This window comes from Sporosarcina sp. JAI121 (assembly GCF_013408665.1).
Lineage (GTDB): Bacteria > Bacillota > Bacilli > Bacillales_A > Planococcaceae > Sporosarcina.
The window spans coordinates 1,694,197-1,721,057 of sequence record NZ_JACCCL010000001.1 but is presented as its reverse complement, the minus strand read 5'-3'; the positions used below and the strand labels follow the sequence as shown (position 1 = coordinate 1,721,057).

At 38.6% G+C, this 26,861-nt stretch carries 17 protein-coding genes; 15 read left to right on the top strand and 2 right to left on the bottom strand.

Annotated features, from left to right (window positions below):
* The first annotated feature begins 303 nt into the window (after window positions 1-303).
* Together HDC33_RS08060 and HDC33_RS08055 are read left to right on the top strand one after the other, a co-directional pair.
* A complete protein-coding gene (locus tag HDC33_RS08060; RefSeq protein WP_179391945.1) occupies window positions 304-4,164 on the top strand; it encodes a DEAD/DEAH box helicase in 3,861 nt (1,286 codons plus the stop codon).
* A 21-nt stretch (window positions 4,165-4,185) separates the two neighbouring features.
* Window positions 4,186-4,938, top strand: a complete 753-nt coding sequence (locus HDC33_RS08055; protein ID WP_179391944.1) for a hypothetical protein — start codon at window positions 4,186-4,188, stop codon at window positions 4,936-4,938.
* Between the two features lie 97 nt (window positions 4,939-5,035).
* Here HDC33_RS08055 and HDC33_RS08050 read toward each other — a convergent pair whose 3' ends face one another.
* Window positions 5,036-6,673 carry a PucR family transcriptional regulator gene (locus HDC33_RS08050; protein ID WP_179391943.1) on the bottom strand — a complete coding sequence of 546 codons (1,638 nt, stop codon included), beginning with the start codon at window positions 6,671-6,673 and terminating at the stop codon, window positions 5,036-5,038.
* Window positions 6,674-7,026: 353 nt separating this feature from the next.
* Here HDC33_RS08050 and HDC33_RS08045 point away from each other — a divergent pair, with 353 nt between their 5' ends.
* The 12 genes from HDC33_RS08045 to HDC33_RS07990 all read left to right on the top strand — a co-directional run bounded on the left by HDC33_RS08045 (window position 7,027) and on the right by HDC33_RS07990 (window position 24,316).
* A complete protein-coding gene (locus HDC33_RS08045; protein ID WP_179391942.1) occupies window positions 7,027-8,259 on the top strand; it encodes a pyridoxal-phosphate-dependent aminotransferase family protein in 1,233 nt (410 codons plus the stop codon).
* Window positions 8,260-8,718: 459 nt separating this feature from the next.
* Window positions 8,719-10,029: an MFS transporter gene (locus tag HDC33_RS08040; protein ID WP_179391941.1), complete on the top strand. Its 1,311-nt coding sequence runs from the start codon at window positions 8,719-8,721 to the stop codon at window positions 10,027-10,029.
* 472 nt (window positions 10,030-10,501) lie between these two features.
* Complete coding sequence (locus HDC33_RS08035; RefSeq protein ID WP_179391940.1) at window positions 10,502-11,902, top strand: NCS1 family transporter; 1,401 nt, start codon at window positions 10,502-10,504, stop codon at window positions 11,900-11,902.
* 441 nt (window positions 11,903-12,343) lie between these two features.
* Window positions 12,344-13,867, top strand: coding sequence for an allantoin permease (gene allW / locus HDC33_RS08030; protein ID WP_255457320.1), 1,524 nt, complete (start codon window positions 12,344-12,346; stop codon window positions 13,865-13,867).
* A 32-nt stretch (window positions 13,868-13,899) separates the two neighbouring features.
* Window positions 13,900-15,285, top strand: coding sequence for an allantoinase AllB (allB, locus tag HDC33_RS08025; protein ID WP_179391939.1), 1,386 nt, complete (start codon window positions 13,900-13,902; stop codon window positions 15,283-15,285).
* Window positions 15,286-15,371: 86 nt separating this feature from the next.
* Window positions 15,372-16,730, top strand: a complete 1,359-nt coding sequence (locus tag HDC33_RS08020; RefSeq protein WP_179391938.1) for an allantoinase — start codon at window positions 15,372-15,374, stop codon at window positions 16,728-16,730.
* 198 nt (window positions 16,731-16,928) lie between these two features.
* Window positions 16,929-18,194, top strand: a complete 1,266-nt coding sequence (allC, locus tag HDC33_RS08015; protein ID WP_179391937.1) for an allantoate deiminase — start codon at window positions 16,929-16,931, stop codon at window positions 18,192-18,194.
* Between the two features lie 23 nt (window positions 18,195-18,217).
* Window positions 18,218-18,982, top strand: coding sequence for a (S)-ureidoglycine aminohydrolase (gene allE / locus HDC33_RS08010; RefSeq protein ID WP_179391936.1), 765 nt, complete (start codon window positions 18,218-18,220; stop codon window positions 18,980-18,982).
* Window positions 18,983-19,103: 121 nt separating this feature from the next.
* Entirely contained in the window at window positions 19,104-20,153 is a 1,050-nt protein-coding gene (allD, locus tag HDC33_RS08005; protein ID WP_179391935.1) for an ureidoglycolate dehydrogenase, read from the top strand.
* 89 nt (window positions 20,154-20,242) lie between these two features.
* Entirely contained in the window at window positions 20,243-20,629 is a 387-nt protein-coding gene (locus HDC33_RS08000; protein WP_370457423.1) for a cupin domain-containing protein, read from the top strand.
* Between the two features lie 105 nt (window positions 20,630-20,734).
* Window positions 20,735-22,048: a uracil/xanthine transporter gene (locus HDC33_RS07995; RefSeq protein ID WP_255457319.1), complete on the top strand. Its 1,314-nt coding sequence runs from the start codon at window positions 20,735-20,737 to the stop codon at window positions 22,046-22,048.
* Between the two features lie 72 nt (window positions 22,049-22,120).
* Entirely contained in the window at window positions 22,121-24,316 is a 2,196-nt protein-coding gene (locus HDC33_RS07990; RefSeq protein ID WP_179391934.1) for a malate synthase G, read from the top strand.
* Window positions 24,317-24,468: 152 nt separating this feature from the next.
* Here the strand turns inward: HDC33_RS07990 and HDC33_RS07985 are convergent, their stop codons facing one another.
* Window positions 24,469-25,284, bottom strand: a complete 816-nt coding sequence (locus tag HDC33_RS07985; RefSeq protein ID WP_179391933.1) for a S1C family serine protease — start codon at window positions 25,282-25,284, stop codon at window positions 24,469-24,471.
* 331 nt (window positions 25,285-25,615) lie between these two features.
* Between HDC33_RS07985 and HDC33_RS07980 the strand changes: the two genes are divergently transcribed.
* On the top strand, window positions 25,616-26,704 hold the full coding sequence (locus HDC33_RS07980; RefSeq protein ID WP_179391932.1) for a hypothetical protein: 1,089 nt from the start codon (window positions 25,616-25,618) through the stop codon (window positions 26,702-26,704).
* Window positions 26,705-26,861: the final 157 nt, after the last annotated feature.

Below are 26,861 nucleotides of genomic sequence, written 5' to 3'. Positions count from 1 at the left end.
AATTGTATAATGTGATTTCGAAAACAGCTACGTCATTCAAGGGCTGTTTGATTGTAAATAGTTATAATTTATATGTTGAATATATAAATAGGTGTATAAACATAGAGATGGTGGCTTACAGAGACATCTGCGAAGTGAGTTTAAAGAATTTCATTATGTCATCTTATGGTATAGGTAATATTTCAAGGACCTATGTGTAACATCATTCAAAAAAAGCATGATAAATAGATAAGCCAAAGTCAAAAGTCAGTCATCTCGAATGGGATACTGACTTTTATCAGGTTGCAGAAGGGAGGCATGCTCATGGAAAAGGAAACAACTTTGCAGAAAGTGATACGGTGTGGCTTAGGAATGACAGATAACGCCCGCAAAGGGATTATGAAAATTGTAAAGGATGATCATGCCTTTTTTTCGTTGCAAGAAGCCTTTGATATACATATTGAAAAGCGTCCGGAAAATAGGCAAGGCAATATGGCTTTTTCGATTTTCTTCGATAATATAACGAATGAAGTCTTGACGAAACATCTAAACGATAGAGTAGCCGTGATGGAGTGTATTTATAAAAACGATGGTTTTCTCGCGACCGGTTTTCACGTGAGGGGAAGGAAAGAGCCGGTGCGAACGAACCGACGTCTCCCAGTACGGGTGAAATTCAACATTGGTCGCAGTACAGGTGTTGCGATGCCTATTGAATTGTACACAAGTATCCGGGAACTGCCTGTTGCACAAGAACGCTCTGAGTATGTGAAGAAACGAATCGCCAGCTGGGAAGGTTATTTGCGCATCGAAGAAAAAAATGCGGATGTCGCTGATTTGACGGCTGCTTTTTCATTGGCGAGTTTCAATGAAGATTTCAGCAAGTTAAGCGTTGTTTGCAGTGGATTGAAGGGGCAGGAATGGAACACGATTAGCGGTTTTAGTGTCAAAATGAAAGGACTTCAAAATGACATAGGTAATGTTGTAAATACGAATAGATCCAAGAAAATTGTCGAAATTGAATTAAATCGAAAATATAAAGAGATGGCAAGACGCAACGAATGGCATCCGAAATCATCTAAGGAACTTATATTCAGTAACTTTGCTGCGCTTAGCCAAGTAAGAAGACTGAGAAAAGGGTTCAAAGATCTTCAAGACGGTCTTGCAGCCAACGCGAACTTGGAAAAAGTCCTCTTTGAGGAACGTCCGGTTGTTCGCATTTCGAAGAAACAGCAAGAACTTGTCTTTCATAACGAGTTAAATAAGTTTCAAAAAGAAGCAGTTACGGGGGCGATTACGTCTAATGATCTATATGTTATTCAAGGACCGCCGGGAACCGGGAAGACAACGGTTATTTCTGAAATATGTCACCAGACCGTCAAAGCCGGATTGCGTACTTTAGTTGCTTCCCAAGCAAATCTAGCCGTGGACAACGCACTCGGTAGATTATTATCCCATCAAGACATACGGATTTTACGATATGGCCGGACAGACAGTATTGAAGAAGAAGGAAAGAGATTCATCGAAGAAAATGTAGCGCTGAACTGGAGAAATGAGACATTAGATGCTGTAAATGAAAAAATCCAATCACATTCAAAAAGAGAAGTGCAGCTTGCCGACGAGTTGACTACTAGCAAAGATCAATTACAAGACCTTCGTAATGAATTGATTTCAATAGAAGAGAAAGTGGAATTGAAGGAAAAAGCACAGGCGGAATACCTTGTGCATTCCAATGAAATCGCAAAACTTACTAAAAAGGAAGCTGTTTATAAAAAAGAACGTGCAGATTTACAGCAAAGTCAAACGGAATTGAAGAAATCTGCGGATGAATTATTACAAGAAATCGACCGTCTTGAACAAATTATCCAAGCAGAAAGTATATGCTCTGAGAAGATTGACCAAATGGAAAAATTACATCCGCAAATCGTGATACTTCGTCATTCCATATGCTATCTTCAAACACTACAAAAGATTGGTGAGATGGATTACTCGCTCATAATCATTCGAAAAAAAATCGAAATGAAACAATTAAAAATCAACAATCTGACTCTATTCTTGAAAGAGCTTCAGGCAATAACAAAATTGGATTTATTGGAAAATCGTATGGAGCATTACGGAATTGCTCCGTTATTCACAACGAATTGGAAAATGACCGAATTAAAACAGTTGATTGATACGATTAAATCTGACGCTTCCAGCGATGAATACAGTAAATGGCAAGACTTGAACAAACGACTTTTAACTGCCATTGAGATGATTGAGCGCTTGTTGAAAGAGAACGGGTTTCTTACAAAGCCAATGAAAAGAAATGTAAATCAAAGATACAAATCAGTTGAAGAAATCCACGGACTCGTTGATTACATAGGAAGATTTTTAATCGATCCATCTACCAAACGAAGCCTTGAAACAAGGAATTACTCAGCTCAAAAATATGACAATCTAGAAAAAATAGCCGTTGCTTTGGAGATTTTACGCGAAAGAAAGAGCTATGTGCTGACACAAGGAAGAAACTTAGAAAAACAAAATCAGATTAGGTTAGACTCTAAAAAAATGTTTGCATTAATTAAGACCGAAATAATTGAGCTTGTCAATCAATCCATAGTAGAAATAGAGAGCGAAACTAGCGTCATGCAGCACGATGCTGAAAATCTCCAAATTCAACTAAATACTCTACAGCAAGAGAAGCTACACCTTCAAGGACAGCTTGATACTATCGACGAAACTGTATCAATCGACACGGTGAAAGAAGAATTGAGTAAGAAAGAGAAAATGTATGCCGACTATGAAGAAAAGAGAGCGGCCCTTAAACAATATACGTTCGAGCTGGAACGTAAAGAGAACGATGCTGAAGTTATTTCTCGAAAAATAGAGAAGAATTTAGCTACCCTCCAGGCAATTAACATAGAAATTGATTCTTTAAACCTAGATTGTTTAGAACGAGAAAAACAACTAACGGACTTGACGGTAATAATAGAACAAAAACCCGAAGAACAGCGTCAACAAACGCTACGAACGATCGATGAATTATCGAAAAAAGTAATCAAACTGAATAACGACAAAAAACGTTTGCCAATTACACATACACTTCAGAAAGAATGGTCTGCATTGCTTACTGAGGCGAACGAATATGATCTTGATGAAATTCGAAAGCTTTACGTGCAGCATGCAAACGTTATCGGAACAACGTGCGTTGCATCCGCAAGGCGTGACTTCATGGAGGAGTATCCAATATTCGATGTGGTCATCATTGATGAAGTTTCCAAGGCAACGCCTCCCGAACTGCTGTTGCCGATGTTAAAAGGGAAAAAGATCATTTTAGTTGGCGATCATCATCAGTTGCCGCCCCTTATGGGACAAGCGACACTCGAAGAATTGCTTGAGGAAAGCGACAGTCATGAAGAGAAGAGTGAACTGGAAAAACTGTTGAAAGAATCATTATTCGAACGTCTTTTCAGAACTTTGCCAAAACAAAATAAAACGATGCTTGGCATTCAGTACCGTATGCATGAAAGTATCATGGAAACGATTACACCATTTTATAAAGAAGGCAATTACAGTCTTCAATGCGGTTTAACAGATTCTGATGCTGTTCGCGATCACTTGATTGATTCCCGTTATGTGCAAAGAAAAGATCATCTTCTTTGGTTCGATATGCCGAATGAACCGAAATTCTTCGAGGAGAAAGTTAAAGGTGGAACTAGCCGTTTCAATCAAGCTGAATTGGATATGATTAATAAAATTTTAATAGATGTAAATGTAGCAACCGAAAAGGCAAAGTCAGAAGGGAAATTAAAGCAGGATGACAAAAAGAGTGTCGGTGTGATTAGTTTCTATGGTGAACAGGTGAAAAGGATCGACCGATTGATTCAGCAAGAACTGCTTTTACAGCATTTGAATTGTAGAACTGGTTCAGTGGACAAGTTTCAAGGAATGGAAATGGACGTCATCATTTTGAGCTTTGTGCGGAATCACAGGGAACAAGGCGGTGATATAGGATTCGCCAGAGACTATAGACGTCTAAATGTTGCACTATCCCGTGCACGCGAACTGCTCATCATTGTAGGGAGTTCGGAGATGTTCACAATGCGAGCGAAACATGCAAGTACAAAAGAGATGTATGGACGGCTGTTGGAAAATATAAAATTAAAAAATGGATTGAGAGATCAGAAAGGCAATGTTAAATCTTAATGCAGAAGGGGGTCCTGTTTGGTGGAAGAGTTAAAGAAGCGGTTAACAAAAGAACTTCAACAGGATTTTAATTTAAAAATCATGGATTCCCAGTCATGGAGTTTACCTGTACATATCATTGAAGTTGAATATAATACAGTTAAACGAACTAAAATGGATATCCTTATGAAAATGATGTTGATAGCTTTCGGGAAAGCGGAAATTGCTACCGCAGAAGAGTTAAGTGAAACCCTTCTTGTTGAACAGCTCTTTATTAATGATTTAATCGAAAAAATGACTAAAACGGGTATTGTTGAAAAAAGGGAAGGTTTATTCTCATTGACAGAGGTAGGAGTCCAGCAGCTCAAATCAGGAATTTTTGTGCATGGGCAGGAAGCGGGTTCCACAACCATGCTATATAGTCCCTATCATCAGTCATTTTTGAATGGGGATATTAAGAATACTACTGATGAAGAGGAGGAAGAGTATCGCTATAAAAATGAATTTGACGACTGGGATATAGCGTTTGTTGAGGATACCGTCCTACAAAATGCGCTTCATACCTCTGGTGTGGAATCTGATGAAGGAAACGTTCAGGTTGTCGTCTCCGAAATTGTATCAGCCACTGATATTCAAACAACTTTGATGCCTTGTATTGAATTCAGGCTATATAACAAGTTGGAAGATGTAATCTATGCAAGAGTTTGGAATACGCTTTCTGACCATTGGGATGAAGTGCTCGAAGCTCAATTAAATGAAAAAGAACGAAAAAAGTGGCGGGAACTTTACTTGTAAAAGTTTTTCGTACTACTATTAATTGGTTTTCGGCATTAATTTCAGGATACGTAAAGAAGTCAGCCATTTCTGTTGAATGGCTGACTTTTTCTTACTTTTATTTTATGAAAACCGTACGCATAAGTAGGGCTAGACGTAAATGTAGTGAACTTTGTGAATCATGGACGGAACAACCTAGGATGTCTTCACATTTGGCAATTCGATATTTGACGGTATTACGGTGAACATACAATTTCCTTGAGGTGAGCGCAATTTCGCAATTGTTATCGAGATATACTATTAATGTATTCACTAAATCTTCCTCATCCTTATTCTCTGGATAGGAAAGAGAGTTTAGAGTGTTTTCGTAAAAGTTCTGCAAGCTTTCTTCGGGAATTAATCGCATTAATTCTATTAATTGTTTCGGCACAAAAAAGTTTATAAATTTATATTGGAATAATTCTGCTCCTTGTTTCCACGCTTCTACCGCTTCGGCAAATGTGATTGGAATATTGGAAACGTCATTAAATAGGTTACCAACACCAAAGGAGAGGGAAATCTTTAGATTTAAAAAAACATTATGTTGAAATTCCTTCAACCTTTCTTCTATTAACCCTTTTATAGGATCGTCAATATTCATAGGAACTTGCATCAGAATAACAAAATATGTATCTTTCATAAAAACGATGTTTTTAGAGTCCATGTTGAAAAATGAGTTATTCAAGTATTTATACAAATAGTCGTATAATCTGTTCATTATATCCGGACTTTGCTTATCATCATCAATCCTACAAACGACACAAATGTAGTTGAGGTCATTAATTAAGCCATACTGTTTACCCTGATGAATAATTTCTTGTTTGGAAGAAATATTTCCCTCAACAAGAGATGTGAAAAAATTGTTTTTCAATAAACGGTTGTTTTCTCTAATCGCCTCGTTTTTAAGCAGTGTGAATGAAATAACCGTTGATGCTTGCTCAATAGCTAATTGTGAAGAGGGGTAAGGAAGTTCCTCAGGATTAAAAATAACTAACAAGTATGGATAAGGATGCATCGTTTTTACTTGGAATAATTTTATAGAGATGATTTCATTTTGTGCATGAGGGGTTGCAATTGAAAGAGTGTCTTTTTCACGGTGTGTATCAATATCGCTTTTAATAAACTCTTCGACATTTTTTACTACCGTTCTCATTTGATCTGCCTGAAAATGATGCGAAAAAGAAGTTACTTCGCCCAATGGATCTAAAAGGAGGACGGGGCTTTTTAATAAGGACCCCAAGCTTTCAATCAAAGCTTGCAGTTTATAGCCTTTTATCATCATATTTGTAAATTTTTTGTGTACATGAATTGCATAGAACAACTCTTGAATTTGACTGTCCCATATAAAACTTAATAATTGATGGGCAACAGTACCCAATGTTAACGATTCTGGGATTTGTATAATTGGAAAGTCCAACGAGTCAGCCAAATCAATTACTTCTTGAGGGATTTTATCAATGAATCGCTTAAGTTTTATAGCAATCCCTGCGCAGGGACGTTCATTGATTTGTAAAATGAGATTGCATAATTCAACAGGATTGTCTTTAAAAGCGTAACCTGTTGTAATTAATAATGAATTTTCAGCTAAAAAATGAATAACGTCGGGTGTTTCTGATACTTCTATCGATTCAACTTCTCTTTTAAGCCCGCCATAACCGGCTATAACTTTCGCTTCCTGAAAAACATCTACGAAAAATAAATCCTCTACCTTTTTCATAACGCACCTCAATTTCATCTATTTCCGGACAAATCCTCTATATATGTTGAACAAATGAATACCAATAAAAACTGAGCAAAGGCAGCGGGAGGTATCCCCGGGCACCGTTGTAGATTCAATGGAATTCTTTATTCCAAACAATATAGATTAAGTTCAGGACGGGTCTCAGAGAATGTTTCTTATGTACAAAATGTAATTATGAAATTGTTTAAAGTGAATAATGACATTTTCTATAAATACTCTTACAATCAACTGTACATAGAATATTCCTCAAAATCAATCTTAAAAAGGAATTGATAGGATAGGAATGGACTAAAGGGTTCAATAAATTATGAAAGAAAGGGAGTAATAATATGTTCAAAGAATTAAATCCTTCATTACGGACGTTAATGACACCAGGACCGGTCGAGGCGGAACCACGGGTGCTTCGCGCAATGACAATTCCGATAATCGGGCAATTTGATCCCGAATTTCTTGAGATAATGGACGAAACAATGGAACTTTTAAGGATGACATTTCAAACGAAAAACCATTGGGCATATCCTATTGACGGCACCTCTCGTTCAGGGCTTGAGGCAGTACTAAACTCCATTATTGAGAATGATGATAAAGTTCTTGTACCTATATTCGGGAGGTTTGGCCATTTAGTAGCGGAAGTCGCTTACCGTTCGGGGGCGGACTTAACTACAATGGAATGCGAATGGGGTACGGCTTTTGATCAAGATGAAATCATAGCAGAAATTAAAAGAGTTAAGCCGAAAGTTGTAGCACTTGTACACGGTGAGACTTCAACAGGTATTATGCAACCGTTGGATAAAATCGGTAAGTTCTGTCGGGACAATGATGTTTTATTTGTGGTTGATGCTGTCGCGACGTTGGGGGGAACAGATTTTAAAACAGATGAGTGGTTTGTTGACGCGGTTATAAGCGGGACACAAAAGTGTTTAGGTGTACCAACTGGTATGGCTCCAATTACTTATAACGAAAGAGTTGAAAAAATTATTCTTGAACGTAGAAAAATAGAGCAAGGTCTAGATAGTACATCTAAAAACTCAAGAAGAATTCAAAGTAACTATTTCGACTTGAGCCAAATTCAAGAATACTGGAGTCCAAAACGACTAAATCACCATACAGAAGCAACATCAATGCTTTACGCACTTAGGGAAGGTCTGCGTATCATTCACGAAGAAGGCTTGCAAGAACGGATTGAAAGACATAAGTTTCATGAAAAGGCATTGTTAGCAGGTCTTGAGGCAATGGGGCTTACTCTGTTTGGTGATTCACGCTATAAAATGCCGATTGTAACTTGCGTGAATATTCCCGAAGGGGTAAACGGCGATGCAGTCCGTTCTACAATGGCTAAAGAGTTTGGGGTGGAAATAGCCAGCACATTCGGATCACTTGCAGGAAAGATATGGCGTATTGGCTCAATGGGCTTCAGCTGCCGAAAAGAAAACATTTTGAAAGTTTTAGCTGTCTTGGAGGCATCCGTTCATCGCCACGGCGGTAAAGTCAATTCCGGTGAAGCACTTCAAGCTGCACTAGATGTATACGAAGGAAAAACAGCGGTTCTTTCAGGGAAATAGTGTTAACAAACAATAAACGTCGTGAATTTTAAAAAATTAAGGAAACCAATTGGCTGACTCAAAAAATCATTGAAAAATGATTTTAAAGAGTCAGCTTTTTGTTTCATATTGCTCTATGTCAAATTTTTTTCCTTACTAGCAAAAAGGTTTTACTCATTTAAGCTACTTTGTACAAAAACGAATTCGAAATTCTGGTTATAGTGGATAGTGATTTTAAAGATAGTAGGGTTTACAATCAAGAATAATTAAAGACAGAATATTTTAAATTGAATTTGGTAATGAGCAGCCATGGAGGCCGTTATCCATTCTAGTTGTTATCAGTATAGATTCAATTGGAAAAGATTTGCGGTAGGAGGGGGAATCATAGGAATCAATAATAGTGTAGCGTATAGAATCGAACTTACTGTGAGGACGATTTTTCCATACTATTTAAGTGGAGAATTCAGGGGGGGTACTTAAATGAATGAACATTCGAAAGCGTTGCCTAAGAAAAAATGGAAAGTTCGTTATTCGGTTTTATTCGTATTGTGGTTATGCTGGTTATTTTCTTTTCTAGATCGTATGGTTATCACCATTGCTCTTCCGTTCATTGGAGATGATCTTAACTTAAATGCAACGGCCCAAGGATTACTATTAAGTATATTTTTTGCCGGCTATGCATTGTTTCAAATTCCAGGTGGAATGTTATCAGATAAATTCGGTTTTCGTCGTGTCGTAAGTATAGCTATTATTTGGTGGTCCATATTTACAACATTAACGGGTTTTATATTCTCTTATCCGCTTCTGTTATTGCTTCGTTTTGTCTTCGGGTTGGGTGAAGCCGCTTTACCCGGGGGATCATACAAAGCAATCGCTACCTACTTTCCTAGTAAGCAACGCGGTACCGCAACGGGAATCCAGTCAACAGTAAATACGCTTGGACCGGCAATAGCCGCAGTTGTAGCGGCCGCAATCATCGGGTTATATGGATGGCGTGTAGTCTTTATCGTCATGGGATTACCAGGACTGGCAATAGGGGTTTATATTTGGTTAAAGTTTAAAGATAACCCGAAAGATCATCCTAAAATCACTAAAGAGGAACTTGCGGAATTAGATGAAGATGCGGAGGGGAACCTTTCTGAAAAGAAGAAATCTGATGAATCTTTCAAGGAATTATTAAAAAAACCAATCTTGTGGCAAATGGCGCTTATTTGGTTCTTCTTTGATATTACCTTTTGGGGCTTTACATCATGGCTTCCTTCTTATTTGATTAAAGAAAAAGGTCTATCGCTGATGAGTACAGGAATCTATAGTGCATTGCCCTATTTAGTAGGTACAATCGCAATAGTTCTTGGAGGATATTTGTCGGATAAAGTAAAAGGGAATAGAAAGTGGGTATTCATACCAAGTTCACTCGCTGGTGGCGTAGCGTTATTCTTTATGTTTCAGACTTCCTCTTTAACAATGGTTATCATATTCCAATGTTTTGCGGCATTCTTTATGTTCCTAGCCCAAGGTGCTTTCTGGGGGTTGGTTGTTGTTAGTCTTCCAGCAAAAATCATGGCTTCCGGCTCAGCCACGGTTAACTGTTTTGGATCTATTGCGGGTTTCATTTCCCCTTTCTTGATGGGTTATATGATTCAAACGAGTGGCTCATTTGATACGTCTTTCATCATGATGATTGTGGCACTTGTAGTAGCGGCCGTTATTGCGTTGACCATCAACGAAAAACCGAAAGAACATTCAGAACATGTACGTCTTGGAAACCCAGAGAAGGCGGTTGCTCCTTAAGTGAAGGCGAATGTCCAAATAGACTACTAAAAATAGTTTGAAGTTATTTATAAAGTAATTTGAAATTCTTGAGCCTGCTTAAAATTCAGGCTTTTTTTAATTTAACTTTTAAGGCGCTCTATTTAGGCCGATCTGCACAAAAATAAATTCTAGCTGTTGTTTAAAGTGAATAATGATTTCTGTATTGTTAACGCTTACAATCGTTATACACCATTATTCAGAAAATTGTAAATAAGTAGAGTGTAAAGTTTTCTATTAGATCTAAATGATGGAAATAACAATGCTGTATGATTTGGGGGGAATTCTTTGAAACAAACAAAAGCTTCCAATTGTTGAGCGTCCGAAATCAGTGAAGATTTTACTCTGAGAGGAAAATGTTTCAATTCCAGTTCACAAAAATAAAAGCCTAAACTTGTCAACGGCTGCATAATCAGTAAGATGGCATACGTGAAAAAAAGGAGTGGGATGGACAATGACGGTAAAAATAGAAAGTAACGTTACAACGGAGCCACAGATACAACGAACTACGGGTGTGGATGAATCACTAAAACCCAGAACCGATGCGGATAGATCGGTAGGTCCGATACCCTATCTGTTTATGTGGATTGGTGACGGCGTTAATTTAGGTAATATGACGCTTGGAGCTAGTCTGGTTGTAGCGGGAGTCGCAACGCTAAACATCTTTCAGACATTTGCCGCAGCTATCCTAGCTATTGGTATCATTTCAACTTTCTTTGCTCTAAATGACAGGCTCGGTTACAAAACCGGGATACCTTACGTTGTACAGCTGAGAATGTCCTTCGGTGTGAAGGGTTCCATCATATCGTCACTATTACGCGGTGTTCCCGCCATCGTTTGGTATGGTTTTCAAAGCTGGATTGGCGGTACTGCATTAAATGAAATTGTGAAGATTGTTTCGGGAGGCGCCTTTGATAATATCTTCGTTTGCTTTGTAGTGCTTCAGTTGGTACAAATTGTACTTTCACTTTATGGATTCCATGCCATTAAATGGGTGGAATCACTCGCGTCTATTGTTATTATGCTAGCTCTAATCTATGTATTTAGCGTTCTTCTAACAGCTCATAGCACTGTTATTACAGAGAAATGGGTTCATGCAAAAGGCTCATGGGGCTTGCCGTTCTTTGCATTTATTATGATGTTCCTAGGGAATTATGCGGCAATCTTTTTAAGTGCTGGAGATTATTCAAGAGAACTCAAGTCGGGTATCAGTGACGCAAAAAGAGGTTTTTTATATTTTTCACCCATTTTAATAGCGTATGGACTGACACTTACAATCGGGGCAATGCTTGCCTCCGCAACCGGGATTTCCAATCCTGTTAAAGCATTTGCAATTGTGGTGGATAACCCGTATATTACAATCTTTGTATCCGCCTTTATTGTTATTGGTGTAATTGCAGTAAATATGGTTGCCAACATTATTCCGCCTACTTATGTCATTACATTGCTTACAAAAATGAAATATAAAGCTGCAGTTATTGTAACCGGATTGCTTGCTTTATGCTCTTTTCCTTGGGTACTTGTCCAAGATTCCTCGGCAAAGGGCCTTGGTATGTTCATCCTCATCTATTCCGCATTTTTGGGTCCGATTGTTTCTATTTTATTAATTGAATATTATATATTGAGAAAGCAAAAAGTGAATGTGGAAGATTTGTACGAAGAAGATGGTCCTTTTGCCGGATATAATCCATGCGCAATGATTGCATTGGTTATCGGTGCCGGTGCCGCCTTTATGAAAGTGGAACTGGCATGGATTATTGGCGTAATAGTGGCAGGTATTGCGTATATTCTCCTAATGAAATTCACATTTAAAGATTCAAAGTTCAAAAAGGGTACGATTTTTGAGAAGGACTGAAACCTGTTGATGCGACCAAATCTGTAAGTTGAAATAAAAAACAGTGAATATTTTTTATATCAGCTTAACTTTGTTTAAACAAGAAAAGATGAAAAGGCTGACTCGAAAGTCATTAATACATTGACTTTGAAGAGTCAGTTTTTTTGTTCATAAACGATCAATGCCGTATACATAACTGTGTTAGAATTGTTTTATCTAGGTGAAAGTTTAAATTATTCGGATTACATCGCACAAAATACATCCATTGAAATTGTTTATAGTGGACAATGATATCTGTGAAGATAACGCTTATAATGGTTATAAGATTTTGGCGAATAGTCAGAATGGGAAAAGCGAATGATTGATGCATTTGAATTTAACATGAAATCGTTTGCCTGATTCCGTTTTTTTCTTGGTAGATATGGTTAGTACAAAGAAACTATTTAAGGGAGAAGGGTCACTTTGAAGCAACCTAAAGCTCCAATGAAACTAGATTTAGAATTTAATAAAGAACTATTGCCGACAAAACCCGACGAAAGAAACTGGAAAATGGAAAACTACTTTTCTATCTGGATGGGGAATATACATAACGTTCCAGCTTATGTCACGATCGGCGGTTTTTTCGCCCTTGGTCTATCAATTGGTCAAGTATTCTGGTCCATCATGATTGCGGCCATCATTCTAGCTTTAGTAATGGTGTTAAGTGGTCATGCGGGAGCTAAATATGGAATTCCTTTTGCGATGCTATTAAGAACCTCTTACGGTATAAGAGGGGCAATGCTTCCGGGAATTATTAGAGGTTGTATCGCTGCTATTATGTGGTTTGGATTTCAAACTTATGCAGGTAGTCCTGCTTTCACCATCCTGATAGGTAAACTATGGCCGGCCTATCTCCAGCTGGGAGGAAACTGGGATTTTTTTGGTCTAAGCTTGCCAGGGTTAATTTCATTTCTAGTATTCTGGACATTTAATATACTATTTGTTTTTGGCGGTATGAGAATACTTGGTAAATTTACAAAGTTATTATCGCCACTTGTATATGTAGTATTTGGAGGAATGGCCATTTGGGCAATTCAATTGGCTGGAGGAATTACGCCAATCCTTGAATATTCGTCAAAAGGAGTAGATGGAAATACGACACTTATATTCTTTGCCAGCATAAGTGCAATATTAGCAACATGGGCTGCTCCAATTGTAAGCGCTTCCGACTTTACGAAAGAAGCCCGGTCACAAAAAGATCAGTCAATTGGTCAAATTGCTGGTCTTATTACTACCTACTTATTATTTGCAATTGCAGCTATTGCGGTCATTGTCGGTTCAGAAGTGGCATTTGGCACACCGATTTGGAATGTACTTGATGTGGTTGATCGTTTCAATAGTGACTTCGCTATCGGAATATCTGTTTTAACAATTTGCATGACAACACTAGCTGTAAATATTACGGGTAATATTATTCCTGCAGGTTACCAATTGTCCGCTCTATTTCCAAAACACCTCAGTTTCAAAACAGGTGCATTGCTTGCAGCTGTCGTCGGAATAATCATAATGCCCTGGAAGCTGATGGAGAACGCTACGAGCATCTTCACATTCTTAAACATTATCGGGGGTCTATTAAGTCCAGTAATTGGGGTTATGCTCACTCATTACTTTTTCATTGCTAAAAAGGATTTAGATATGAAGGATTTGTACTCAGCAAACGGAAAATACAGTTATACGAATGGCATTCATGTGCCGGCGATAATTGCTACATTAGGTGCAGGTTTCATAAGCTTGATTGGCCAGGTCGTTCCATTCTTTAAATCTTTATATGATGTTTCGTTTTTCACCGGTTCTATTTTAGCATCTATTATATATTTCACACTGGTAACTAAGGGATTATTCGCTTCTAGAAGTGTAGAGGAACAAGGTGACATAATAAAAGTAGCTCCAAAACCGCTTGATAGGGCAACGACTGTCAGCTTATCGGAAACAGTTAGACGTAGTTAAGAATTGTTCAACCAATCTAAGGGGGAAACGATATGAAGTATGACTTACTAATAAAAGACGGAAAAGTAGTTTTTAGGGATGAAGTAAGGAATGTTGATATCGCAATTAAAAATGGTAAAATCTCTGCTATTGCTGAAAAGATAGATGACGAAGCTCTCAATACCATAAATGCCGAAGGGCAATATGTAATGCCGGGTATGATTGATACCCACGTTCATATTTGTGAACCTGGACGTACAGAATGGGAAGGTTTTGTAACGGGAACTAAAGCGTTGGCTGCAGGTGGTACAACAAGTTATGTTGATATGCCATTAAATGCATTGCCTGCGACAGTAGACAGGGAGTCTTTACGCTCAAAGCTGGAAGCTGCAAAAGGAAAGAACTATGTTGACTTCGCATTGTATGGCGGTCTTGTTCCCGGTAATATCGATAATCTAGAGGAACTTTCTGACGAAGGCGTCGTTGCTTTTAAATGTTTCATGTCAACATGTGGGTCGGACATTCCGGACGATTTCACAAATGTTGATGATTTTACTCTGTACGCAGGTATGAAAAAGTTGGCTAAACTGGGTCATGTACTGTCAATTCATGCTGAAAACGCTGTTATTACGGATCGTCTTGCTGAAGAAGCGGTTAAACAAGGTAACTTGACTGCTACGGACTATGTTGCATCACGCCCGGTATTTACAGAGGTCGAAGCGGTGAAACGAGCACTATTTTTAGCGAAAGAAACAGGCTGTAAGCTACATTTTGTTCACATTAGTACAGCAGAAGCTGTCGATAAAATTATTGAAGCACAAAACGGAGGCCAAGATGTAACCGTCGAATCTTGTCCTCACTATTTTACAATTACGACTGCCCAGTTCGAAGAAATCGGTCCAGTTGCAAAATGTTCACCACCGCTTCGCAATGAGGAAGAACAGGTGAAATTATGGGGCAAATTAATTGAAGGTAAGATTGATATGCTCACGTCAGATCACTCGCCGTGTCCGCCAGACATGAAACAAAGTGACACAAATAACATTTTTGAAGTCTGGGGTGGGATTACAGGCTGTCAAAATAACGTTGATTTAATGTTCGATGAAGCAGTTTTAAAACGAAATGTTCCTGTGACTGATTTTGTACGCATGATTGCAACAAATCCGGCAAGACGTTTCAATATGCCTACCAAGGGAGAAATCGCTATATCAAAAGATGCAGATATTATCCTTGTTGACGCGAGCCAATCTTATATAGTGAAGAAAGAGGATCTTTATTACCGTCACAAACATAGCCCATACATCGGTAGAAACATTAATTGTCGAGTTACGAAGACTTTTGTTCGTGGGAATTTAGTATTCGATTTAGATCATGGCATTGTAGGAGACCCTGTTGGTGAATTAATAACGTATAACGAAAAAGTATCTGCATTGGTATAAGTATAGTGAAACTTTAGCGGCTCCTCTCATGAATGGGAGGAGTTATTGCTAGTACTATCCGTAATTCAATTGAGGGGGAGAAGCTTATGGTAATGTATGATTTAATTATTAGAGACGGAAAAATTGTAACAGCAGATTCGACTATCCAAGGGGATATTGCTATTAAAGAAGGGAAAATCAAAGAAATTTCGGTTGGCAGGATGCTTGAAGCAACTGCCGAAAGGGAAATCGATGCTCAAGGCAAGCACATCCTTCCAGGATTAATCGATACACATGTTCACTTCAACGAGCCCGGAAGAACTGAATGGGAAGGTATTAAAACAGGAAGTAGAAGCCTCGCTGCGGGAGGAGTGACTACTTACTTTGATATGCCATTAAACAGTACGCCCCCAACTATCAATAAGGAAAATTTGGAGTTGAAACGGGCTGCTTCCGAGGAAAAGTCGGTTGTTAATTATCGCTTCTGGGGTGGGCTTGTGCCGGAAAATATACAGGATATAAAAGAGCTACACGAGAATGGAGTAATTGGATTTAAAGCTTTTATGTCCCCAAGCGGTATTGCCGATTTTAATCATGTTGATGATAGTACGATTTTTAAAGGGATGAGTGAAATTGCTTCTATTGGCTCTCTCTTGGCTGTTCATGCTGAGAGCACAGTCATTTGCAATCAGCTTGCTGAAGAAAAGCAAAGCCAAAATAAAACATCTGCAAAGGATTTTGTGGAATCAAGACCAATCATTTCAGAAATTGAAGCGGTTAGAAGGATTATTTCCTATGCCGAAGCTACGGGCTGTAAGCTGCACATTGTTCATGCAAGCAGTCGACAAGTAGTAAAAGAAATTAGTGAAGCGAAAAATAGAGGCGTAGATATTACAGTTGAAACATGCCCGCATTATTTATCGTTAACAATAAAAGACTTGGAGGAAAAAGGCGGTATGGCAAAATGCTGTCCTCCACTTCGCGATAAGCATGAACTTGAAGATTTATGGACTGCCATTGTAAACGGTGAGATTGATGTCATAGCTTCCGATCACTCACCAGCACCTGCATCAATGAAAGAGGTAGAGAACGGGGACTATTTTACAGCGTGGGGCGGGATTTCAGGTGCCCAGTCTACACTGAACGTTATGTTAACGGAAGGGCATTTTAATCGGAAGCTGCCATTGGAAACAGTTGTTGCATTAACCGCTACGAATCCCGCCAAGCTATTCGGGCTTTATCCGCAGAAAGGAACAATTGCAGTTGAGAGCGATGCCGATCTTACCATTGTCGATCTTAAAGTGAGTTTCGTGCTAGAGGGAGAAGACTTGTTTTATCGTCACAAGCATTCTCCTTATGTAGGGAAAAAGTTTCAAGGAAAGGTGAACGTAACTATTGTCAACGGTAATATTATTTTTGAAAATGGAAATATCACCGATATGGAAAAATTACTAATTAGTTATTAAGAAAAGGTTCTATGCAAGTAGAGGAAGATGGTTTTATCTATAGTGAACAAATACCGGCAGAGTTTTTGTTTAATTGCGATAATGACTAATTGAGTGATGATATTTATAATAGTAGGTAGTAGCTAAATAGACTCGAAATTAAATAAATTATACTAAAGCAATCATTAGATATTTTATTGTGAAGAGGGGTTGATAAAAATGCACGATTTAATCCAAAGTAGAGAAGAGCTAGATTTTGAAAGTTTGGCTACGGAGATTACCGAGAGGCTCAGGTGGTTAGGCGGCTTTGGGAGAGATTCGACAGGAGGGGTATCTCGCTTACTCTATTCAGAGGAATGGGATGCAGCCCAGTTGGCTTTGAAAGACTGGATGGAAACTGAAGGCTTTGTAGCACGCTATGATGAAATTGGAAACCTAAGTGGAATAGTAGAGGGTACTGACACAAGTGAGACAATTCTTACAGGATCCCATATCGACACTGTAACAAATGGTGGATTATATGATGGACAATTTGGAATTGTAGCAGGGATTCTTGCGATAAAATATTTAAAGAAATATCACGGGCAACCGATACGAAACCTAGAAATTGTATCTTTGGCAGAAGAGGAAGGTAGTCGTTTTCCTTATGCTTTCTGGGGTTCGAAGAATATAGTTGGTACCGCAAACCGGAAAGACGTAGAGATGATTAAGGACTTTAATGGAATTCCTTTTGTAAAAGCAATGAATGAATCAGGATATACTTTTAGGGACGAAACGAAAGCTCCGCGTCAGGACTTGAAGGCTTTCGTAGAAATTCATGTGGAACAGGGCAATGTACTAGAGACTGAGAAGAAATCTGTAGGGGTTGTACATAGCATTGTCGGACAAAGGCGTTTTACGATTGAAGTAACAGGTGAAGCGAACCACGCTGGTACAACGCCGATGGGATACCGTAAGGATGCGGTATATGCGGCTAGCCATATGATTTATGATCTAATCAGTTTAGCGAAGCGACTAGGCGATCCGCTAGTAATGACAGTCGGAAAAATGGAAGTCAGTCCAAATATCGTTAATGTTGTACCAGGTAAAGTTATTTTCACCGTAGATGTACGTCATACTGACAAAAAAGCTATCGTTCAGTTTACTGAGATGCTTACAAAAAACATAAATGATAAATCCAATGAACATGCAGTACAAACATCCATAGATATGTGGTTAGATGCCGACCCAGTTCCTATGGATACTAAGATTGTGGAAATCATCGAAAATCAATGCAAAAAAAATGATTTAAATTACAAATTAATGCATAGCGGAGCAGGTCATGATGCTCAAATTTTCGCTGAAACTGTTCCAACAGCTATGTTGTTTGTTCCAAGCCGAGATGGGATTAGTCATAATCCGGCAGAATACACGGAGCCCGCAGATTTAGCTGAAGGAGTTAAAGCATTGATTGCGACTCTATATGAACTAGCATATCTAGAATAAAGATAAGAAGGGGAGTTTATAGAATGGGTTATCCTAAGGATTTATTAGCAAGCAGATCAATCATTGAGCATGGTAAATATGCATTAATCGCACCAGAAGGTTTGGTGAATAATGTTGTTCCCGGCTTTGAGAATTGTATTATTTCAATTCTGGGTTCACCAAAACTTGGAGCAAGCTTTGTCGATTACGTGGTGACAATGCAAAAAGGCGGGAGAAATAGTGAAGGGTTTGGCGGACAATCGGATGTTGAAACATTCGTTTATGTCATTGAAGGAGCCATCAAGGCATCTGCTGATGATCAAGATTTTACTCTCGAAGAAAGTGGTTATTTGTATTGCCCGCCTGGAACAAAAATGTACTTGGAAAATCTCGGGGATACTGATTCCAAACTGTTCCTCTATAAGCAGAAATATCGTCCACTTGAAGGAAAGAAACCGTGGGTGGTTTCAAACCATGCGAATAAGATTGCGTATCAGATTTACGATGGTATGCACAACGTAAATCTGAAAGATCTTTTACCAACGGATATAGATTTTGACATGAACTTCCATATTCTTTCTTTCGACCCAGCAGCAAGTCATCCGTTTATTGAAACACATGTGCAAGAGCATGGTGCTTATTTACTGTCTGGAGAAGGAATGTATAATCTGGATAACAAGTGGGTCCCAGTAAAAAAAGGTGATTATATTTTCATGGGTCCATACGTTCATCAAGCGGCGTATGCGATTGGAAGGGAAAATTTAACGTACGTCTACTCCAAAGATTGTAACCGTGATGTCGAATTATAAAAAGTGACATCAATTTAGAAACAAAATCAAGCAAAGTGGGGCGTTAAGCGAATGGAACATAGCTTGACGCCTTCTGTTTTATGCAGAATTTCATGATAAGAGAAGAGAGCAGGTGTACGCGTTGAAAGTAACAAAACAAGAGTTGAGGGAATTAATGAAAACGAAGCTCAATAAAGCTGGATTATCCGAAGACCATGCGGAAGGCGTAGCGGATGTTCTTGCGCATGCCGACGCGCGGGGAGTCCATTCTCACGGTGCAATGCGTGTAGAATATTACGCCGAAAGAATTGCCAAAGGTGGAATCAATACAAGTCCCATTTTCACTTATGAAAAGACGGGTCCTTGTTCGGCTATCTTTGATGGTGACAATGGAGCAGGCCATGTTGCAGCAAATTTAGCAATGGATGAAGCGATAAAAATGGCTAAAGAAAACGGTATTGCGGTTGTAGGAGTGAGGCGGATTAGTCATAGTGGCGCTCTTTCGTACTTTGTTGAAAAGGCAGCCCAAGCTAATCTTATCGGGATTTCTCTATGTCAATCCGACCCGATGGTAGTTCCGTATGGAGGAGCAGAACCATATTATGGAACAAATCCAATTGCTTTTGCAGCCCCGGGGAACGGCGAAGATCACATACTTTTTGATATGGCAACAACTGTTCAAGCTTGGGGGAAAGTCTTACATGCCCGGTCAAAAAATGAACCGATTTCCGATACTTGGGCGGTCGATGTAAATGGAGAGCCGACAACAGATCCATTTAAAGTGAATGCTTTATTGCCAATTGCGGGTCCAAAAGGATACGTACTCATGATGATGGTCGATGTATTATCAGGCATCCTTTTAGGTCTGCCATTTGGGAATAAAGTTTCGTCGATGTACGAAGATCTTACTGAATATAGGAATTTAGGTCAGCTTCATATCGTAATTAATCCCGAGGTTTTCACTGGATTAAGGAATTTCAAGCAAAATATTACTGACACGATGGTTGATTTGAACAATAGTAAACCAGCTCCCGGATTTAAGCAGGTATCTTACCCAGGGCAGAGAAGTGCTGCAAGGGAAAAAGAAAATGCAGTGAACGGAATTGACATAGTCGATGCTGTGTATGATTACCTTATTTCAGATGTGATTCATAATAATGCATATGATAATAAAAATGCTTTTGCAAAATAAAATAAGTTTCCTATAGTTACAAATGAGTTTTCATGAATTCAAAAGAGTAATGAAAACGAAGGATTTAACCTATAAAAGGGGTGGTTAGTGTGGGGGAGAAAGCGACTTTGACAAATATAGAAGAGATTATGGCGGAAAGAATTTTTGAAATTGATAAAATAGCAAAGTTTGATCCGAACGAGCCTCAGAAAAACTATTTCTATGAGACAGACAAAACAGTAGGGGCGATTTGGTGCCTGGAGCCGGGGCAAGAAGTATACACACACTCCCATTCGAATGTCGACGATATGTGGGTATGCATTGAAGGGGAAGGGATTTATTTCCCGGACCTGGAGAATGAAATCCCAATTAAACAAGGAATGGTACTATTAGCTAAGCCTAATCAAATTCACGGAATGCGTAATACAGGAAATGGTCGTTTTATGTTTGTGGGGTTTGCCGCGGGTAAACTGCCGATGGATATAACAAAATACTAGAATCCGGCAAGACTATGGAGTCGATAAATCGGGAAAGAACCGCTATTTAATATAAGAAAAAGAATTGTGTGAAACAATAGAAAATGAATGCTTCTGGAAGCGGTGATGATTACGATGCTTAAGCAAAGGGCTACTGTAACAATGTTGTCTTCATTTCAGTGGCTTTTTTTTATATTTGCTAACACACTTGTTGTTCCGATTTCTGTTGGAGCCGCGTTCCAGTTGCCAGCGGAAATAATAGAAATGACGATCAGATACTCTTTTATTTTTACGGGACTGGCTTGTATTCTACAAGCTTGGATTGGGCATCGTTATCCTTTAATGGAGGGTCATTCGGGACTCATGTGGGGATTATTATTAAATATGGGGATATCCGCATCGGCACTCGGACTGGATTTTGCAACTGTCGGGGGTGGTATCGCAACCGGGATTCTTCTTTCAGGAGCTGTAACCGTTCTGATTGCACTATTTAATCTCATATCTATTGTACAAAAAATAGTTACACCTATGGTTATAAGCGTATATATATTCTTACTAACGTTCCATCTAATTTTTATTTTTTTCAAAGGAATGTTTAAAATAAGTGAAAATGGAACAATTGATTTACCTGTTAGTTTATTTTCAATTGGTGTTGTCTTTTTCGTAAGTCTGTTAAAAATTAAAGGCGGAAAAGGAGTGGGTAACTTTTCCATACTTATCGGTATAATTGTAGGATGGTTATTATATCGAATCATTTTTCCGTCAGATTTTCCAGTATCAAGTTCGGGAAACGTAGCATTTACAATTTTTCCTTTTGGGACACCAAACTTGGAGTTAGGGATAATATTTGTCGCGTTTGTAGCAGGTCTATTGAATTTAACGAATACTTTCGCCTCCATAAAGGCTACCGCGGACCTATACAAGGAAGAAGTTAACAATACTCAATATAAAAGATCGATTTTTGTAACGGGTTTTTTGGCATTGATCTCCGCGATTTTCGGCTTAGTTCCTTTTACGCCATTTACATCCACAATCGGATTTTTGGAAAGTACAAATTTATTAAAAAAGACACCATTTATTATTAGCGGGTTCATGTTCATGTCACTCGGGTTTATCCCTTCATTTGTGGGCTTTCTAGGAACAATGCCTTTAACGGTCGGAAATGCTGTTTTATTTGTCGCCTACCTTCAATTGTTTGGGACTTCGTTGAATAGCTTGAAGGGTACTTTTTTCAACTCTATAACAATATTCCGCATAGCGGGCCCAGTACTAATTGGTGTAAGTATCATGAATTTCCCGCCAGAATTATTCGGCAGTGTTCCCGCTCTATTTCTACCGTTACTTTCAAACGGTCTCATGATGGGTGTCTTTCTATCAATCTTTATGGAGAAATTCATTGATTGGGACAAATTCACAGTCGAAATGGAAGTGGGTAAATAGGAAAAATGGATAATTGTTATAGGATTTATGATTTAACATCATTATTTATCAAATTAAAAGGGGATGTAAACCATGCATAAATATAATAAGGTCAATAACCTACAAGTTTCACAACTACTTTACGATTTTGTTAATTCTGATGTACTGCCTGGTCTAGGGATGGAACAAGAGAAATTTTGGACTAGTTTCGACGCACTCATTCATGAATTATCTCCGGAAAACAAACAATTATTAGCTGAGCGTACACACTTACAAGAGGCGATTAATAATTGGCATAATGAACATAAAGGGAAATTCCACTTTGACGAGTATAAATTATTTTTACAAGAAATCGGCTATCTTGAGCCCAAAGTTGATGATTTTACCATTTCGACTAAAGATGTAGACAGTGAAGTAGCTAGACAAGCGGGGCCACAGTTGGTTGTACCAGTGGATAATGCCCGTTATGCGCTAAATGCAGCAAACGCACGTTGGGGAAGCCTCTATGATGCTTTATATGGAACAGACGTGATCAATGTCGAAGGCGGCGCGGAGTCAGGGAAAGGATACAATCCAGTACGTGGAGCGAAAGTAATCGGTTTCGCCAAAAGATTCCTTGATGAAACTGTTGCCTTAGTTGGCACTTCACACACAAATGTTGCTAAATATGAAATCATTGACGGGAAATTGTCTGCTACATTTAGCGATGGGCAAACAACAGGGTTACAAAACACAGAAAAGTTCTCAGGCTACCAAGGTCTACCTGAAGCCCCAACCGCCATTTTGTTAGTTAATAATCGTATGCATATTGAAATCCAAATTGACCGGAATCATCCAATTGGGAAAAACGACTTGGCGGGTATGAAAGATGTTTATTTGGAAGCAGCACTTTCAACCTTAATGGATTGTGAAGACTCCATTGCCGCTGTAGATGCAGAAGATAAAGTACATGTTTACCGCAATTGGTTAGGCTTAATGAAAGGTGATTTAACTTCTTCTTTTGAAAGAGGCAATAACACTTTTACACGTACATTAAACCCTGATCGTACATACACGTCACCGAATGGTGAAACGGTCACTTTAGCTGGACGTTCACTAATGTTCGTTCGAAACGTAGGCCATCTAATGACGAATAATGCAATTCTGGATAAAGATGGAGAAGAAGTTCCGGAAGGTATTATTGATGGCGTTCTTACATCATTAATTGCAAAACACAACTTAAAAGAAGATGTACCTTTTAAAAACTCTGACCACAACTCTATTTACATTGTAAAACCGAAAATGCATGGTTCCAAAGAAGTAGCATTTGCTAACAAGTTATTTAATCGCATTGAAGATATTTTAGACTTACCTCGCAACACTCTGAAAATCGGGGTCATGGATGAGGAGCGCCGTACATCACTCAACTTGAAAGCGTGTATTAAAGAAGTAAAAGAAAGAATTGCATTCATTAATACTGGATTCCTAGACCGTACGGGGGATGAAATTCATACATCCATGGAAGCGGGCGTCATGATCCGCAAAAGTGAAATGAAAAAAACAACTTGGTTAGAAGCATATGAAGCATCCAACGTTGTTGTCGGGATAAATTGCGGATTACCAGGCCGGGCTCAAATCGGTAAAGGAATGTGGGCGATGCCTGACTTAATGTCGGCGATGTTGGAGCAAAAGGCTGCCCATCCACAAGCGGGTGCGAATACCGCATGGGTACCGTCACCCACGGCGGCAATATTACATGCTTTACATTACCATCAAGTAGACGTTGGCAAAGTACAAAGAGGAATTTTAACCTCACAAAATCTACAAGACGAAATCTTGCAAATTCCATTAGCTGAAAATCCTAACTGGTCAGCTGAAGAAATTCAACAAGAACTAGATAACAATGCCCAAGGTATTCTTGGATATGTTGTACGTTGGATTGACCAAGGTGTTGGCTGTTCTAAAGTCCCTGATATTAATGATATTAATCTCATGGAAGATCGTGCAACATTACGTATTTCTAGTCAACATATTGCCAACTGGCTACATCAAGGAGTTTGTTCGGAAGAGCAAGTAGTAGCAACGATGAAGCGTATGGCACAAATTGTTGATGAGCAAAATGCTGGAGATGCATTATATCGTTCAATGGCTTCTAACTTTGATGAGTCGGTTGCATTTGCGGCAGCGTGTGATCTTGTTTTTAAAGGTTGTGACCAGCCAAATGGATATACCGAGCCAATTTTACACAGTCGTCGCCTCGAAGCAAAAGCTAAATATGGCGCAGTAGGTGCTGAGTCTCCAGTACGTTGAAATATGGGGATATAAAGTTCCCAGTAGTGAAAAAGAAACCAGTCATGTTCGTTTGTGGCTGGTTTCTTTGATGTGTTTACTTCAATAAATTAATGTCATCGTGAAGGGGACAGAAAGTTGACTGGTACTGAACCGATTTCGAATCACTGATATTATTGCCGGTTGTGATACTCGTCAATAGGCACAAATAATCCAACTTCACCATATGCCTCATGTTTTAATGTGGCGAACACAATGCCAATTACTTGCCCTTTACGATTCACTACGGGACTTCCGCTATTTCCTTTGAAAACCGGCGCATTTATCATAACCACAGGCTCTTCCCAACCACTTAACAGTATGTCGCCAATAATCATTCCTTCATTTGCAATGCCTGTGAAGCTTAATGGATTGCCAATGAAGTAAATGGGCTCATCGTCTACATACGACGTTTGTTCCGCAAGCTGTAAATAGGGTAAGTTCTCACCATTCGTTTCTAGCACAGCGAGATCAATTGATGGAAAGGTATGTACAACTGTGGCGGTAATAAGACCTTCATCAGGAAATTTGACCGTGACAGTATCGTATCCTTCGATAACATGGTAGTTTGTGAGGATGGTTCCATCACTTGATATCGAAAAGCCGGTTCCCTTGCTATCTTCAGTCACGATAACGACAACAGACTTCTTATAAGAAGCAATATCTTTTTGAGATGACAATCGGGCAGAAGTCTTTAAAAAATCAATGGCCGGAATTGAATAAATTTCAAAAATCACCGCAAATGTATTGAAGACCAACATGATAGAAGTCAGCCAAAACACCCACTTTGGAAATGGACGTTTTGTTTTACGGCTTGATTTATCCGGATTCTCTTCAGAAAGTGCCTCTCGTTGGGCTTCTAATACCAATACTTGCAGTTCATCATCATCAATCTCATCTACATAATCTTCGTTTAATAAATCAGTTTGTTGTTTTTCAGTAGACTTCATGCGTCCTCACCCTATCTTTTAAACACATAGCGTTATGATTCATTATACACAAATGAGTGAAGACGATTTTCTTGGTCGAAGTCTAGCCTTATATGAAATGTCTGCAGTATATATAAGTAAATCACAATAACTAATTAAGATGGATTACAAACTATTCGACAGTCATACTTTTCTAGTCTGAACATACAATAAATAGGTATATGGAAGAATAGAAAATTGTTCATGTTAGTAAGGGACTTATTTCTTTAGATTAATCTTGAGAATACTGAAACAAGTCCCTGTTCATCCGTCAAATTAATACACAATCATTTCTAAAAAAGGGGATTTAGCTATGAGAAAAGAAAAGAAAAGGATGTTTTTTGCTACCATTGCGATAGCACTTGGGATTGGTGTATTGATGCCGTCATATACTTCCGCCGCAGTAGGACAAACCAAAGCCCACGTTCAAATGGAACAGATTATCAAAGGTACCGTTTTTGAAAGTTGGGGTAATGAAATAATCGTAAAAGGGGATGATGGTAAACGTTATCATATTGGTTTGCATAGCTTCGCAGATGAACAAATTAAGACGATGAATCTTTTGGTCGGAGCTATTGTCCAAATTGAAGGAAAGGAACTTGAAAGTTTTTCCGAATTCTATGACTTTGACTATTTCGTGAAAAACCTGCCGAACGGAGTAACAGAAGATGAAATTAGTGAGCTAGAACTTCTTTACAATCAAGCAATGGCTTTAGAAAAGGCTGAATCATGGGAAGAGGCCGGGGAATTCTGGATGCGAATCAATCAAATAACAAAACCATATTACCTTGCCAACTGGGAGCCTGAACCATTTGATGTTTATATAAGTATGTTTGAGTATGCATTTACTGATGACGACCTCGTTCAAATGGAGAAACTTTACAATGAGTGGATTTCACTTTCAAAAAGTGGAGCGGAAGAAGAATCCGGTGAGAAGATGACTCAGTTTTTTGAGATTGTCAACAAGTATTATGTAGAGCCGACATTTGAAGATTATATTAAAGACTTGAATATTACTATTTCTGAAGTGGATTTCCCGGTGATCAAGCAGTTATATGAAGATGCTCGTATGGTCAACCAAGATGGGGACGATCAGCTTTCGATGGAGAAATGGGAGGCCTTTGATTTAGCTATGCGTCCTTATTACCGTGCTGCTTATCCAATTCCAACATTTGAGGAGCAAATGACTTATTATGATTTTGAAGTGTCAAACGACGATCTTTCTAAACTACAAGAAATTTACAAAGGAATCCTTACTTCAGATCAGAATGGTGATTATGAGCTAGTAGATCTCCAATGGGAATCGTTCTACGCTATATTAGACCCTTATTTTTTAATGAACCAAAGCATCCCGTTTCGTGCCTCAAAAGTTATCATCAATGGAGAGACTTTTAACAGATGAAGATTATTTTAAGACGCCTATCGTTTCGATGGGCGTTTTTGTGTTGGATAGTACCTGATAATCAAACTAAATTGAAAAATAGCATATTGCCGGGGGCCATAATATGTTCATATTTAGTATTTCAATATATATTTTAAAAAGGTCATATTAATGGACA

Coding starts and splice junctions, on each gene's coding strand:
- HDC33_RS08060 (WP_179391945.1), top strand. CDS start 304: ATGGAAAAGGAAACAACTTTGCAGAAAGTGATACGGTGTGGCTTAGGA.
- HDC33_RS08050 (WP_179391943.1), bottom strand. CDS start 6,673: ATGAAAAAGGTAGAGGATTTATTTTTCGTAGATGTTTTTCAGGAAGCG.
- HDC33_RS08045 (WP_179391942.1), top strand. CDS start 7,027: ATGTTCAAAGAATTAAATCCTTCATTACGGACGTTAATGACACCAGGA.
- HDC33_RS08040 (WP_179391941.1), top strand. CDS start 8,719: ATGAATGAACATTCGAAAGCGTTGCCTAAGAAAAAATGGAAAGTTCGT.
- HDC33_RS08035 (WP_179391940.1), top strand. CDS start 10,502: ATGACGGTAAAAATAGAAAGTAACGTTACAACGGAGCCACAGATACAA.
- allB (WP_179391939.1), top strand. CDS start 13,900: ATGAAGTATGACTTACTAATAAAAGACGGAAAAGTAGTTTTTAGGGAT.
- HDC33_RS08020 (WP_179391938.1), top strand. CDS start 15,372: ATGGTAATGTATGATTTAATTATTAGAGACGGAAAAATTGTAACAGCA.
- allC (WP_179391937.1), top strand. CDS start 16,929: ATGCACGATTTAATCCAAAGTAGAGAAGAGCTAGATTTTGAAAGTTTG.
- allE (WP_179391936.1), top strand. CDS start 18,218: ATGGGTTATCCTAAGGATTTATTAGCAAGCAGATCAATCATTGAGCAT.
- HDC33_RS07995 (WP_255457319.1), top strand. CDS start 20,735: ATGATTACGATGCTTAAGCAAAGGGCTACTGTAACAATGTTGTCTTCA.
- HDC33_RS07990 (WP_179391934.1), top strand. CDS start 22,121: ATGCATAAATATAATAAGGTCAATAACCTACAAGTTTCACAACTACTT.
- HDC33_RS07985 (WP_179391933.1), bottom strand. CDS start 25,284: ATGAAGTCTACTGAAAAACAACAAACTGATTTATTAAACGAAGATTAT.
- HDC33_RS07980 (WP_179391932.1), top strand. CDS start 25,616: ATGAGAAAAGAAAAGAAAAGGATGTTTTTTGCTACCATTGCGATAGCA.